The organism is Streptomyces sp. NPDC006510 (genome assembly GCF_040611955.1).
Classification (GTDB): Bacteria; Actinomycetota; Actinomycetes; order Streptomycetales; family Streptomycetaceae; genus Streptomyces.
Genome location: NZ_JBEXPH010000120.1, coordinates 14,842 through 26,228, shown reverse-complemented (window position 1 = coordinate 26,228; position 11,387 = coordinate 14,842). Strand labels below are relative to the sequence as shown.

11 protein-coding genes are annotated in these 11,387 nt (G+C 72.6%); 6 read left to right on the top strand and 5 right to left on the bottom strand.

Translation table 11 applies throughout. The annotated features are described in order from the left end of the window. Both ABZY11_RS29340 and ABZY11_RS29335 read left to right on the top strand, forming a co-directional pair. The coding region (locus ABZY11_RS29340) for an acyl-CoA dehydrogenase family protein (RefSeq protein WP_356482026.1) at positions 1-892 on the top strand (892 nt) is incomplete at its 5' end. After that, positions 892-1,380, top strand: coding sequence for a nitroreductase family deazaflavin-dependent oxidoreductase (locus ABZY11_RS29335; RefSeq protein ID WP_356482025.1), 489 nt, complete (start codon positions 892-894; stop codon positions 1,378-1,380). The genes ABZY11_RS29340 and ABZY11_RS29335, both read left to right, overlap by 1 nt. Before the next feature lie 120 nt (positions 1,381-1,500). Here ABZY11_RS29335 and ABZY11_RS29330 read toward each other — a convergent pair whose 3' ends face one another. After that, positions 1,501-2,148 carry a TetR family transcriptional regulator gene (locus tag ABZY11_RS29330; protein WP_350983138.1) on the bottom strand — a complete coding sequence of 216 codons (648 nt, stop codon included), beginning with the start codon at positions 2,146-2,148 and terminating at the stop codon, positions 1,501-1,503. A gap of 313 nt (positions 2,149-2,461) precedes the next feature. Here ABZY11_RS29330 and ABZY11_RS29325 point away from each other — a divergent pair, with 313 nt between their 5' ends. Further along, positions 2,462-3,277, top strand: coding sequence for a VOC family protein (locus tag ABZY11_RS29325; RefSeq protein ID WP_356482024.1), 816 nt, complete (start codon positions 2,462-2,464; stop codon positions 3,275-3,277). Positions 3,278-3,438: 161 nt separating this feature from the next. Next, the gene (locus ABZY11_RS29320; protein ID WP_356482023.1) at positions 3,439-5,835 is read left to right on the top strand and encodes a serine/threonine-protein kinase; all 2,397 of its coding nucleotides are present in this window, start codon (positions 3,439-3,441) and stop codon (positions 5,833-5,835) included. Between the two features lie 50 nt (positions 5,836-5,885). Here ABZY11_RS29320 and ABZY11_RS29315 read toward each other — a convergent pair whose 3' ends face one another. Further along, positions 5,886-6,560 carry a hypothetical protein gene (locus ABZY11_RS29315; RefSeq protein ID WP_356482028.1) on the bottom strand — a complete coding sequence of 225 codons (675 nt, stop codon included), beginning with the start codon at positions 6,558-6,560 and terminating at the stop codon, positions 5,886-5,888. Between the two features lie 158 nt (positions 6,561-6,718). Between ABZY11_RS29315 and ABZY11_RS29310 the strand changes: the two genes are divergently transcribed. After that, positions 6,719-7,252, top strand: a complete 534-nt coding sequence (locus ABZY11_RS29310; protein WP_356482022.1) for a hypothetical protein — start codon at positions 6,719-6,721, stop codon at positions 7,250-7,252. 28 nt (positions 7,253-7,280) lie between these two features. Here the strand turns inward: ABZY11_RS29310 and ABZY11_RS29305 are convergent, their stop codons facing one another. The 3 genes from ABZY11_RS29305 to ABZY11_RS29295 are packed head-to-tail and all read right to left on the bottom strand — an operon-like array spanning position 7,281 to position 9,663. Further along, positions 7,281-8,054: an enoyl-CoA hydratase/isomerase family protein gene (locus ABZY11_RS29305; RefSeq protein ID WP_356482021.1), complete on the bottom strand. Its 774-nt coding sequence runs from the start codon at positions 8,052-8,054 to the stop codon at positions 7,281-7,283. 6 nt (positions 8,055-8,060) lie between these two features. Beyond that, positions 8,061-8,501 carry an OB-fold domain-containing protein gene (locus ABZY11_RS29300; RefSeq protein ID WP_356482020.1) on the bottom strand — a complete coding sequence of 147 codons (441 nt, stop codon included), beginning with the start codon at positions 8,499-8,501 and terminating at the stop codon, positions 8,061-8,063. Between the two features lie 13 nt (positions 8,502-8,514). Beyond that, complete coding sequence (locus tag ABZY11_RS29295; protein WP_356482027.1) at positions 8,515-9,663, bottom strand: lipid-transfer protein; 1,149 nt, start codon at positions 9,661-9,663, stop codon at positions 8,515-8,517. 92 nt (positions 9,664-9,755) lie between these two features. On the opposite strand from ABZY11_RS29295, the gene ABZY11_RS29290 reads away from it, so the two are divergent. After that, positions 9,756-11,312 carry a FadD3 family acyl-CoA ligase gene (locus tag ABZY11_RS29290; RefSeq protein ID WP_356482019.1) on the top strand — a complete coding sequence of 519 codons (1,557 nt, stop codon included), beginning with the start codon at positions 9,756-9,758 and terminating at the stop codon, positions 11,310-11,312. The last annotated feature ends 75 nt before the right edge of the window (positions 11,313-11,387 follow it).

The window sequence follows — 11,387 nt, the reverse complement described above, 5'->3', positions numbered from 1 at the left end:
GCTGACCGCGGCCCTGGCCGTCCCCGGCGGCTCGCTCGCCACCGCCCTCGGCCTCACCGGCGATCCCTCCGACGGCGCCTGGGCGGGCGGCGGCCGGGCGGGCGGCGTACAGGCCAGGCCGGTCGCCGGTGCCGGGGGCTGGCGGCTCTACGGGGAGGCCGGGCAGGTCCTGGACGGACACAGTGCCGGACTCCTCCTGGTCGCGGCCCATGCCGGAGGCTTCCCGCGCAGCCGTACGCTCCTCTTCCTGGTCCGCCCGGACACGGCGGCCGGCCTCGTCCGCGCCCGCCGCACCTCGCTCGACGAGACCCGCCCGCTGGCCCGGGTCGAACTCCGCGACACCGAGGCCGAACTCCTCGGCGCGGACGACGCCGCGGACGTCACCGGCGCCCTCGCCTCGGCCGGGCACCCGGTTGCCGCGCTGCTCGCCGCGGAGGCGGTGGGGGCGGCCGGCAGCGCGCTGGAGCGGACGGTCGAATACGTCAAGGCGCGCGAGCAGTTCGGCCGGGCGATCGGCTCCTTCCAGGCCGTGAAGCACCGCCTGGCGGATCTGTACGTACAGGTGCAGACGGCCCGCTCCGCCGCGTACTACGCGGCCTGGGACCCGGCCGCCGCCGGGGGGCTCGCCCTGGCCCAGGCCCTGGAGGCGCTCCGGATCACCACCGCCGAGGCCGTCCAGCTGCACGGCGGGCTCGGCTTCACCTGGGAACACGAGGCGCATCTGTACTTCAAGCGGGCCGCGGCCGACGAGCTGCTCTTCGGCCCCGTCCACCGGCTCCGCGACCACGCGGCGCAGCGGGCCGGGCTGTTCGCGCCGTCACCGTCGGGAAACCCGCAACCGGCCTCCCCGCGGTCCGTCGCCCCGGGACCGGCCGAACGGGTGGCCGTCTGATGGCGCCCGGCGTCCGGCTGATCCAGAAGGTCTCCGCCACCCGCACGTTCGCGAGGATCGCCCCGCATGTCGTCCCCGCCATGGACCGTACGGTGCACCGGCTCACGCGCGGCAAGGTGCTGCTCAGCGCCCGGATGCTGCCGGGGCTGATCCTGACCGTGCCGGGGGCGAGGAGCGGGCAGCTCAGAACCACGCCGCTGGCCTGCATGCCGGAGAACGGGGCGGAACCGAGCTGGATCCTGGTCGGCAGCAACTTCGGCCGCACGGGGCATCCGGCCTGGACCGCGAATCTGCTGGCCGGTCCCGACAGGGCGGTGGTCAACTGGCAGGGCCGGGACGTCGCGGTGCACGCCACGCTGCTGGAGGGGGTCGAACGGGAGGAGGCGTGGCGGGCGGCGCTGAAGTTCTGGCCGCCGTACGCGACTTACCAGGCGCGGGTGGATCGGGAGATCCGGCTCTTCAGACTGCGCGGTCGGGGTGATGGCTGAATACGGTCCGGGTGCACCGACGGCGGACCACATGCGTGGCCCGCCGTCGGTGAGACAGGACCTGGGGCGCCCGGGACGGCCGCGCGCAATCCGGTGGGGAAGGGGCCGTCGGCGCCTGTGCTACCTCGTCGGCTTCTTGCCGGTGATGCCCAGATGCACCAACAGGGCGAGGTTCGGCTTGAGTTCGGCCTGCTTCACGCCCCAGGTCGTGAAGCCCTTCTGGTGCGAGGCGACGGCGGCCAGCATCGCGACCAGCGAGCCCGCCATCGCCGCGGCGCTGACCTCCTTGTCGACCTTGCCCCTGGCCTGGAGCTCCTTCACCGAATCGGTGAGGGAGTTGGTGACCGAGTTCAGGATCTTCATGCGGATCTTGTAGAACCGCTTGTCGCCCTCGGCCGCGCCGAGGTCGACCACGCGCAGGATCGCGTCGTGGTGCCGCCAGAAGTCGAGGAATCCCTCGACGAGTTCTTCGGCCGTCTGCCAGCCGGCCTTGCCGACCCAGGAGCGGCCGGCGACCAGTTCGGTCAACCCGGCGCCCTCCTTGGCCATTTCCTCGGCGATTTCGAGGACGGCGCCCTCGACGTCGGGGAAGTACTGATAGAAGGTCGCGGGTGAAGTCCCCGCCTTCCGGGCGACGTCGATGACTTTGACGTCCCGGTACGGTGAGGAGCTGAGCATTTCGCTGAGGCAGTCGAGCAGCTTCTGCCGCGTCGCCTGTCCGCGTCGACCGGCCACGCGGCCGTCGACGGTGCGCACTTGTCCTGTCATGCCGTCAGCTTACCGAGGGGTGATCGGAGCGCGATTCGGCCGACTGCAAATGGGGATCACCGCAGGCGCGGTGGGGGGAGTGGCCGGATTTCGACGTATGCGCACCACGAAGCGATAAGTCTTATCAACAGCCTGTGGATAACTTCGGTGGATAACTTTCCGTGATGCCGTGAGCATCGAACTCTTCTGTCGAAAATGAGTTCGATGTGGACCGGTCGGGGCGCGATGCGCGCGACCCGCGGTTACGTTGGCTGTGACGAGCGTCACCGCCGCGGACTGCGAGCGACGCGTGAGCAGGGAAGGACCCGGGCCCATGGCCGCATTCGCGCGATCCGCGCCGTGCTGGGTGGATGTGCAGCTTCCCGACCTGGAAGCGGGCAAGCGGTTCTACGGTGAGCTGTTCGGCTGGACCTTCCGGGCCGGTGAAGGGCGGTACGCGGACGCCTACAGCGGCGGGAGGCTCGTCGCCGCGCTCGCCGCCAAGCAGGACGGCCGGATGCCCACCGCCTGGGGGATCTACTTCGCCACCGACGACATCGTCGCGTCCGTCGCCCGGATCAGGGAGGCGGGCGGCCAGGTGATCACCGAGCCCGTCCGGGCCGGCCGGGCCGGAGTGCTCGCCCAGGCGGCCGACCCCGGCGGAGCGGTCTTCGGGCTCTGGCAGGCCGGTGACCGAGAGGGCTTCCAGAAGCAGAACGAGCCCGGCTCCTTCTGCTGGACCGAGGTCCACACCCGGCAGAAGGACCGGGTGGACGCCTTCTACGAGGAGGTCTTCGGATTCCAGGGCACCGAACTCGACGACTCCGGCACGGCCGAACCGGGCGCGGCCGAATCCGGTCCCGGCTTCCGCATGTGGTCCCCGGCAGGCACCGAGCCCGGACCGGACACGGCGGTCGGCGGCCGCAGCGTCATCACCGACGCGTTCCCGGCGGAGATGCCCAGCTACTTCCTCAGCTACTTCGCCGTCGAGGACTGCAACAGCGCCGCCGGGAACGCCGTACGCCTCGGCGGCCGCATCTCCGCGCCGCCCTTCGACATCCCGTACGGGCGGATGGCGGTCCTCCAGGACGATCAGGGCGCCGTGTTCGCCGTACTTCAGCCCCCTGTGTCCGAGAAGGGGGCAGAGTGAGCTGTGACACCCCGATCCGCCCCCGGGTTCGCAACCAGGGCCTCAGCCAGGAAGAATCGGGGGTGCGCACCGCCGGGTGGTGCCCAGTGGTGAGACGCCGTACAGGGCGGGTTTTCGCGGGCTTCTGTTCCTGAGGCCCGTACGGGGAGGTGGCAGGGCAAGTGGTGGAGCAGCTGACGCAGCACGACCCGAGGCGGATCGGCCCGTTCGAGGTGCTGGGACGGCTCGGTGCCGGTGGCATGGGGCTGGTCTATCTCGCCCGCTCGGCTTCGGGCCGGCGCGTGGCGATCAAGACGGTCCGTACGGAGCTCGCCGAGGACCAGCTGTTCCGGGTCCGGTTCACGCGCGAGGTGGAGGCCGCCCGCGCCGTCAGCGGCTTCTACACGGCCGCGGTGGTGGACGCCGACCCGCGCGCCGCCGTGCCGTGGCTGGCCACCGCCTATGTGCCGGCCCCCTCGCTGGAAGAGATAGTGAGTGAGTGCGGGCCCATGCCCGTGCAGGCGGTGCGCTGGCTGGCCGCCGGTATCGCCGAGGCACTCCAGTCGATCCACGGTGCGGGGCTCGTCCACCGCGACATGAAGCCGTCGAACGTGCTCGTCGTCGAGGACGGCCCCCGGGTGATCGACTTCGGGATCGCGTCCGGGGTCTCCAACACCCGGCTGACCATGACGAACGTCGCGGTGGGCACGCCCGCGTACATGTCGCCCGAGCAGGCCAGGGACTCGCGCAGCGTCACCGGCGCCAGCGATGTCTTCTCGCTCGGCTCCACGCTGGTCTTCGCCGCCACCGGCCACGCGCCGTTCCACGGCGCCAACCCCGTCGAGACGGTCTTCATGTTGCTGCGCGAGGGCCCCGACCTGGAGGGCCTGCCCGGCGAACTGCGGCCGCTGATCGAGTCCTGCATGCAGATGGACGCCGGGCTGCGGCCCACCCCCGCCGACCTCCAGGCCCAGCTCGCCCCCCATCTCTTCGCCTCCGGCGGCGACGACAGCGGTACCGCCTCGGCCTGGCTGCCGACCTCCGCCACCGCGATGATCGAGCAGCGCCGCGGCGGCCGGAAGCCCGCTGCGCCCGCCCCGGTCCCGCCGCCGCCCCAGCAGCCGCCGGGCGCCGACCGGGACACCGCCTGGCGCAGCGGCGCCGACCTGCGTCCCCCGGTCGTCGGACCGGCGCCCGGACCGGCACCCGGACCGGCTTCCGTGCCCGACGCGGGCGGTCCGGTGCGGCTGCCCGGCGCGAAGGTGCCGATCGGCCCCGGCCCGCGGGCCCAGGACGTCCGCGCCGCCGCCACGGTCACCGCGGACGCGGGCCCCGCGACCGGCTGGGTGCGCCCGCCCGCCGGGGTGAACGGTTCCGCCCCGGCCGCCCCCGCCCCCGTACCCGGACCCGCGCAACCGCCCGAGCCCCCGCCGCCCGGCCCGGACCGCTGGCGGCCCTGGCGGTTCCGGATGTCCAACGACGTCTGGGGGACACCCGTCGTCGCCGGGGACCTCCTCTACGTCACGTCGTTCGAGGTGCACGCCCTGGACGTGGGCAATGGGCGGCGCCAGTTCAAGACCCGGGACGTGGCCTGGGTGATGGCCGTCGAGAGCGGCCGCATCCATGCCTCCGACGGGCCGTCCCTGTACGCCCTGGACGCCACGACCGGCGCCGAGCGGTGGCGGCTGCAGACGGACGCCTGGGTGTACTCCCTCAAGGCCGACCGCGGCACCGTCGTCACCGGCACCCGGGGCGGTGGCGTCCAGGCCTGGGAGGCGTCCACGGGCGAGAAGCTGTGGGAGAGCGGCGGCGTACAGACCGACTTCGAGACGGCGGAGGCCGGGCCCGCGATCCACGACGGCACGGTCTACCTCTGGCAGGACGCCCGGCTGCGCGCCGTCGACGCCCGTACCGGCATCGAGCGCTGGTCGTACCCCATCGGCGACGCGGCCTCCTGCGGCGGTGTGCCGGTCCGGGTGACCGCGGCGCCGGACGGCTTCGTCTACGTCAGCGCGGGGGCCCGGGTCCTTGCCGTGGACACCGTGTCCGGGCATGTGCGCTGGCACTTCGAGTCGCCCGCGGTCTTCCTCTCCCCGCCCGCGTTCGCGCCGGGGCCCGCCGTCACCGGCGGCGGTGTGTACCTCGCCGACTACCTCGGCACGGTGTACGCGATCGACGCCTCGACCGGCAAGGACCGCTGGCGCATCGCCACGGAGGCCCGCCAGTCGGTCGAACCGGTCCTGGTGACGGGCGGAAACGTCCATGTCGGCAGCGGCAGCGCGCTGTACACGCTCGACGCGGTCACCGGCACCCCGAAGTGGCGGTTCGCGGCGGGCGGCGAGGTGGTGGGCGCCCCGGTGGTCGCCGACGGCCGGGTCCACTTCGGCTCCGCCGACCACGTCCTGTACACCCTGGACGCGGCGGGCGGCCAGCTCCGCTGGAAGCTGGCGACGGGCGGCGAGATCACGGGATCGCCGGTGGCGCAGGGCGGCGTCGTGTACGCGTGCAGCAAGGACCGCTGCGTGTACGCGCTGGACGCGCTGAAGGGTACGGGCACGGGCGGCCGGGCCAGGACGTAGACCGCGTCGAGCCCGTCCGCGCGGCGCCTCGGAGGTCACCCGACAGCCTCTCAGCCGTGCGGGGGCCGGTCCGCGTCCGGGCCCTCGTCCGGCACCACGGGGTACGGCGCCGTGTCCCGGTCGTCCGGGGCCGTGTCCGGGGCCGGGGGGCGGGCCGCCGGGGACGGCCCCGTGTACAGCTCCGGCTCGGGCTCCGGGAGGGTGCTCGTCTGCACGGACGGCCCCGGTTCCTGCGTCGGCGGCCAGGTGTCCGGGTGCTCCGAGCCGGGCGCCGCGTACGGCCGGTTGTGCTTCCCGCGGGCGAGCCGGCCCCTGCGCCGCCCAGACATCACCGCCGCGCCCAACAGCAGCAGCACCCCGCCCGCCGCCGCCTCGGCCACCCCCCACCGCAGCCCGGAACCGTCGCCCGCGACCGTCAGACTGCCCACCGCCTGCCCCTGGCGCACCATCCACAACACGGTGAACCCGAGCACCACCACGCCCGCGGCCGCCACCAGCAGCCGCGACCGCAGCACCACACCGATCACCGTCAGCAGGGCGGCGAAGAGGAAGACGAGCAGGATCGATTCCAGGGGTCCGGGCCGGCCGGGGGTGATGCCGGTGAGCAGCTCGTCGATCCGGTAGTGACGCCCGAGACGACCGTCGTACCAGTCACGGAAGGGGCTCAGCACGGCGGCCGCCGCTCCGGCGAGAGCGAGGATCGAGCCGAGGACATTGCGGATCATCATCGGCCTCCTGCGTGCACGGACCGGCGTCACAGCTCTGCACCGCTCTCGGGCTCGACGCTACGCCCGGCCCCCGGCCCCCGCCACCTTGAGCTAGCGTGACGCACGGTCGTTCGACAACTGCAGAAACGGACAACAACACAAGGGGGGCTGCATCGATGATGCGGCAGCACATAAAGCTTTCCGCGGTACTGGTCGTGGTGGTACTCGCCCTCACCGGCTTCTCCACCTCCAGCCACGGCGGCCGCAGCGGCAAGAGCAAGAGCGGCGGGTCGAGCAGCAGCGGCGGCGGCTGCTCCAACTCCAAGAAGAGCAACGGCAGCGACTACGACGACGATGACTACGACTCGTCGAGCAGTTCCTCCGGCGGCACCGACTACGCGACGGCGACCCCGAGCGCCACGGCGTCCGATGAGCCCCAGGCGTACGTCTTCCGCTGCGCCCAGCCCCGCAAGGGCAAGCGCAAGGCCGTCACCACCTCCACCGTCAGGCTCACCGCCAACGCCACCGGCTCCCACACGTACGAGATCGAGGTGGCCTTCCTCAACGCACGCGGCAACGCCATCGACATCGGTTACGCCACCGTGGACGCCGAGGGCGGCGAGACCAAGACCGTTTCCGTGCGGATGGACGACCCGCACAAGGTCTCCAAGGTGAAGAATTGCCGGGTAGAGGCCGAACTGACCTACTGACCCGCAGGCGGGCCCACCATTCGGCCCGTCAGCGCGTCCGGAACTCGCCCGCGCCCCGCCCCCGGAACAGTTCGGCCTGCCGCTCCGGCGGCAGATTGCCGAGTGCGACGAGGTGCGGGGCGTGGGCCATGGCCTGCGCCCTGGCCGCCTCCCGCGCGGACCACACCGCCCGTACCGTCCCCTGCACCGCCTCCGTCGGGTACGAGGCGATCACGCCCGCCGCCCGCAGCGCCGCGTCCGCCGCGCCGCCGGCCGCCGTCACCTCGCTGACCAGCCCGGTCTCGTACGCGCGACGGGCCGAGACCCGCTCCGCCGTCCCCATCAGGGCCATCCGGGCCACCTCGCCGAACGGCATCCGCTGCGCCATGGCGATCGCCTCGTACGCGCTGACCATGCCGTACGTCGTGTGCGGGTCGAAGAACGTCGCCTCCTCGGACGCGATGACGAACTCCGCCTCGCCCAGCAGATAGAACGCACCGCCGCAGGCCATCCCCTCCACGGCCGCGATCACCGGCTTCCACAGGTCGTTCGCCTTCGGCCCGATCGCCAGCAGCGGATCGTCGATGGTGTACGGGGACGAGGGCTGCGGCACGTCCACGCCCCGGTCGATCCCCGTGCAGAAGGCCCGGCCGCCCGCACCGGTGAGGACCACGGCCCGCACCCCGTCGTCGAAACGGAACGCCCGCCAGGCGGCGGCCAGTTCGGCGGCCGTGACCAGGTCGATCGCGTTGTGCTTCGCGGGCCGGTCGAGGGTGACGAGCGCGACCCCGGTCTCCTTGTCCGTCTCCGTGCGCAGCGCCATCGCCCCTCACCTCTCCAGCAGCCAGCGCACCAGGGTCGGCCCGGACCCGTCCGGGCAGAACACCGCCCGCACCGGAGCGCCGATCCGCAGCCGCCCCGGATCGACCGAGTCCAGCGGGGCGTCCGGACCGCTCACCACGTTCCCGACCAGCCGGACCCCCGGGGCGTCCGCCAGCTCGACCACGACGGCGTTGTACGGGGCCTGCGCGGCGTACGCGGGCAGCAGCGGCGGATGCGGCAGTACGTAGGACCAGATGCGGCCGCGTCCGCTCATCGGCCGCCATTCGCTCTCGAAGGACTGGCAGTGCGGGCAGCACGGCCGGGGCGGGAAGCGGAGCCGCCCGCACTCCGGGGCGGCGCACGCCTGGACGCGGAGTTCACCGCGGGCCGCGTACTCCCAGAAGGGGGCGCCGTCCTCGTCCACGACGGGCAGCAGCAGAGCATCCATCCCGGTCAACTCCTCAACTCCTCAGCAGCAGGGCGGACGTGGGAACACCCTCCCCGGCGGTGACCAGACACGTCCGGGCGTCCGGGACCTGGGCGGTGGAGACGCCGCGCAGTTGCTTGACGCCCTCGTTGATCAGGTTGAAGCCGTGCACATACGCCTCGCTGAGCCCGCCGCCCCCGGTGTTGATGGGCAGCCGCCCGCCGCTCTCCAGCGCCCCGCCCTCGGTGAACGCGGCGCCCTCGCCGCGTCCGCAGAAGCCGTAGCCCTCCAGGGAGAGCGGGATGAGCGGGGTGAACGCGTCGTAGATCTGCGCCACATCGACCTCGTCCGGGCCGAAGTCGGCCTGCTTCCACAGCTGCCGGGCGGCCGTCCAGGCGGGGCCGGTGAGCGGGTCGTCGTTCCAGTAGTTGACCATTCCATGGTGCTGGGCGGGCAGCCCCTGGGCGACGGAGTGGATGTAGACGGGCCTGCGCCGGCAGTCGCGGGCCCGCTCGGCGGAGACGATGACGCAGGCCAGCGCCCCGTCCGTCTCCAGGCAGTTGTCGAAGAGACAGAGCGGCTCGCTGATCCAGCGCGAGGTCATATACATGTCACGGGTCAGCGGCCGTTCGTACATCACCGCGTCCGGGTTCTGGTTGGCGCGGTTGCGGCAGGCGAGGGCGACGTTGAAGAGGTGGTCGCGGGTCGCCCCGTACTCGTGCATGTACCGCCGCGCCAGCATCCCGATCTCGTCGGCCGGCCGCAGCAGCCCGTACGGGCGGGTCCACTGGGCGGGGGTGGGCAGCTGTACGGCGGTGTTCTTCCACGGCCGCGGCCCCGAGCCGCGCTTCCGCGACCGCCAGGCGACCCCGACGCTCGCCTGCCCCGTCGCCACGGCGGCGGCGAGATGCGCGATCGTCGCGCAGGATCCGCCGCCCCCGTACCCCACCTTGCTGAAGAAGGTGACATCGCCCGCCCCGATGGCCTTGGCGATCTCCACCTCGTCGGTCTCCTCCATCGTGTACGAGGCGAAACCGTCCACCTCCGACGCGGCGATGCCCGCGTCGTCGAGCGCCGCGACGATGGCCCGGCAGGCCAAGGTCTTCTCGGATTCCGGCAGTTGTTTCGCGAAGGCCGTCTGCCCTATGCCGGCTATCGCCGTCGCGTCCTTGAGTGCCGTCACCGCCACCTCCCAGGCCGTCATGACTGCTGACAGCGGCTGAGGCTACAGCTAATCTGACGGATAGTCAGCTACTGCGTCAGGGAGGGCGAACGATGCGCGGCGACGAGGAGTGGGGCAGCATCCCGAGGCTGGTCCGGGCGGCGGCGCGGCGGTACGGGGACCGGGAGGCGGTCGTCGAGGGCCGCACCCGGATCTCGTACGCCGAGCTCGGCGACCGCGTGGAGCGGGCCGCCGCCGCGTGCCTGGCCTCGGGCGTCGAGCCGGGGGACCGGGTCGCGGTCTGGGCCCCGAACACCCTGGACTGGATCGTCTCGGCGCTGGGAGCGGTGACGGCGGGCGCGGTCCTCGTCCCCCTCAACACCCGCTTCAAGGGCACCGAAGCGGCGTACATCCTGCAACGCAGCCGGGCGAAGCTCCTCTTCGTCACGGGCACCTTCCTCGGCACCTCGTACGTGGCGTCGCTGCGCCGGGCGGAGGCCGAACTGCCCTGCCTGGAGAAGGTGGTGGTGCTGGCGGACGCCGCCCCCGACGACTACGTCACCTGGAAGGACTTCCTGGCGGCGGGGGAGGGGGTGTCACCGGAGGCGGTACGGACCCGGGCCGAAGCGATCGCCCCCTCGGCCCCCTCCGACATCATTTACACCTCGGGCACCACGGGCCGGCCCAAGGGCGCGGTCATCACCCACGCCCAGACCCTGCGCTGCTACGCGATCTGGAGCGAACTGGCGGATCTGCGCGAGGGCGACCGCTATCTGATCGTGAACCCCTTCTTCCACACCTTCGGCTACAAGGCGGGCATCATCGCCTGTCTGATGCGGGGCGCGACGATGGTCCCGCAGCCGGTCTTCGACGTGGACACGGCCCTGGCCAACATCGCCGCCGAACGCATCTCGGTGCTGCCCGGCCCGCCCACCCTCCACCAGTCCCTCCTGGACCACCCCGCACGCGCCGCGCACGACCTCTCCGCCCTCCGCCTGGTGGTGACGGGCGCGGCGGTGGTTCCCCTGAAACTGGTGGAACGCCTGCGCTCGGAACTCCACATCGCCACCGTCCTCACCGCGTACGGCCTCTCCGAGGCGAGCGGCATCGTCACGATGTGCCGCCGGGGCGACCCGGCCGGGACGATCGCCTCGACGTCCGGCCGGGCGATCCCGGACACCGAGATCCGCGTCCTGGCCGACCCCGGCACGCCCGGCGAGGTCCTGGTCCGCGGCTTCAACGTGATGCAGGGCTACTTCGAGGACCCGGAGACCACGGCCGCCGCGATCACCCCCGACGGCTGGCTCCACACCGGCGACGTGGGCGTCCTCGACGAGGCGGGCAACCTCCGGATCACCGACCGGATCAAGGACATGTTCATCGTCGGCGGCTTCAACGCGTACCCGGCCGAGATAGAACAGCTCCTGGGCCTGCACCCGGACGTGGCCGACGTCGCGGTGATCGGCATCCCCGACCCCCGCCTCGGCGAGGTGGGCAAGGCGTACGCGGTGCGCAGGCCGGGCGCGACGGTGACGGCCGACGACCTGATCGCCTGGTCCCGCCGCGAGATGGCCAACTACAAGGTCCCCAGGGCGGTGGAGTTCGTGACGGAACTCCCGCGCAACGCGAGCGGCAAGGTGGTGAAGGGGGAGCTGCGGGGGCGGGGGTAGCGCGGGAGGGGTGTACGCGCACAACCGGAAGAGGGGGCCCGGGGGGGGGGGGGTGGCCCGCGTGCGGGTGTGCGC

Excerpts from the sequence above, each read along its gene's own strand:
- ABZY11_RS29335 (WP_356482025.1), top strand. The coding sequence starts at position 892 with ATGGCGCCCGGCGTCCGGCTGATCCAGAAGGTCTCCGCCACCCGCACG.
- ABZY11_RS29330 (WP_350983138.1), bottom strand. The coding sequence starts at position 2,148 with ATGACAGGACAAGTGCGCACCGTCGACGGCCGCGTGGCCGGTCGACGC.
- ABZY11_RS29325 (WP_356482024.1), top strand. The coding sequence starts at position 2,462 with ATGGCCGCATTCGCGCGATCCGCGCCGTGCTGGGTGGATGTGCAGCTT.
- ABZY11_RS29315 (WP_356482028.1), bottom strand. The coding sequence starts at position 6,560 with ATGATCCGCAATGTCCTCGGCTCGATCCTCGCTCTCGCCGGAGCGGCG.
- ABZY11_RS29310 (WP_356482022.1), top strand. The coding sequence starts at position 6,719 with ATGATGCGGCAGCACATAAAGCTTTCCGCGGTACTGGTCGTGGTGGTA.
- ABZY11_RS29305 (WP_356482021.1), bottom strand. The coding sequence starts at position 8,054 with ATGGCGCTGCGCACGGAGACGGACAAGGAGACCGGGGTCGCGCTCGTC.
- ABZY11_RS29300 (WP_356482020.1), bottom strand. The coding sequence starts at position 8,501 with ATGGATGCTCTGCTGCTGCCCGTCGTGGACGAGGACGGCGCCCCCTTC.
- ABZY11_RS29290 (WP_356482019.1), top strand. The coding sequence starts at position 9,756 with ATGCGCGGCGACGAGGAGTGGGGCAGCATCCCGAGGCTGGTCCGGGCG.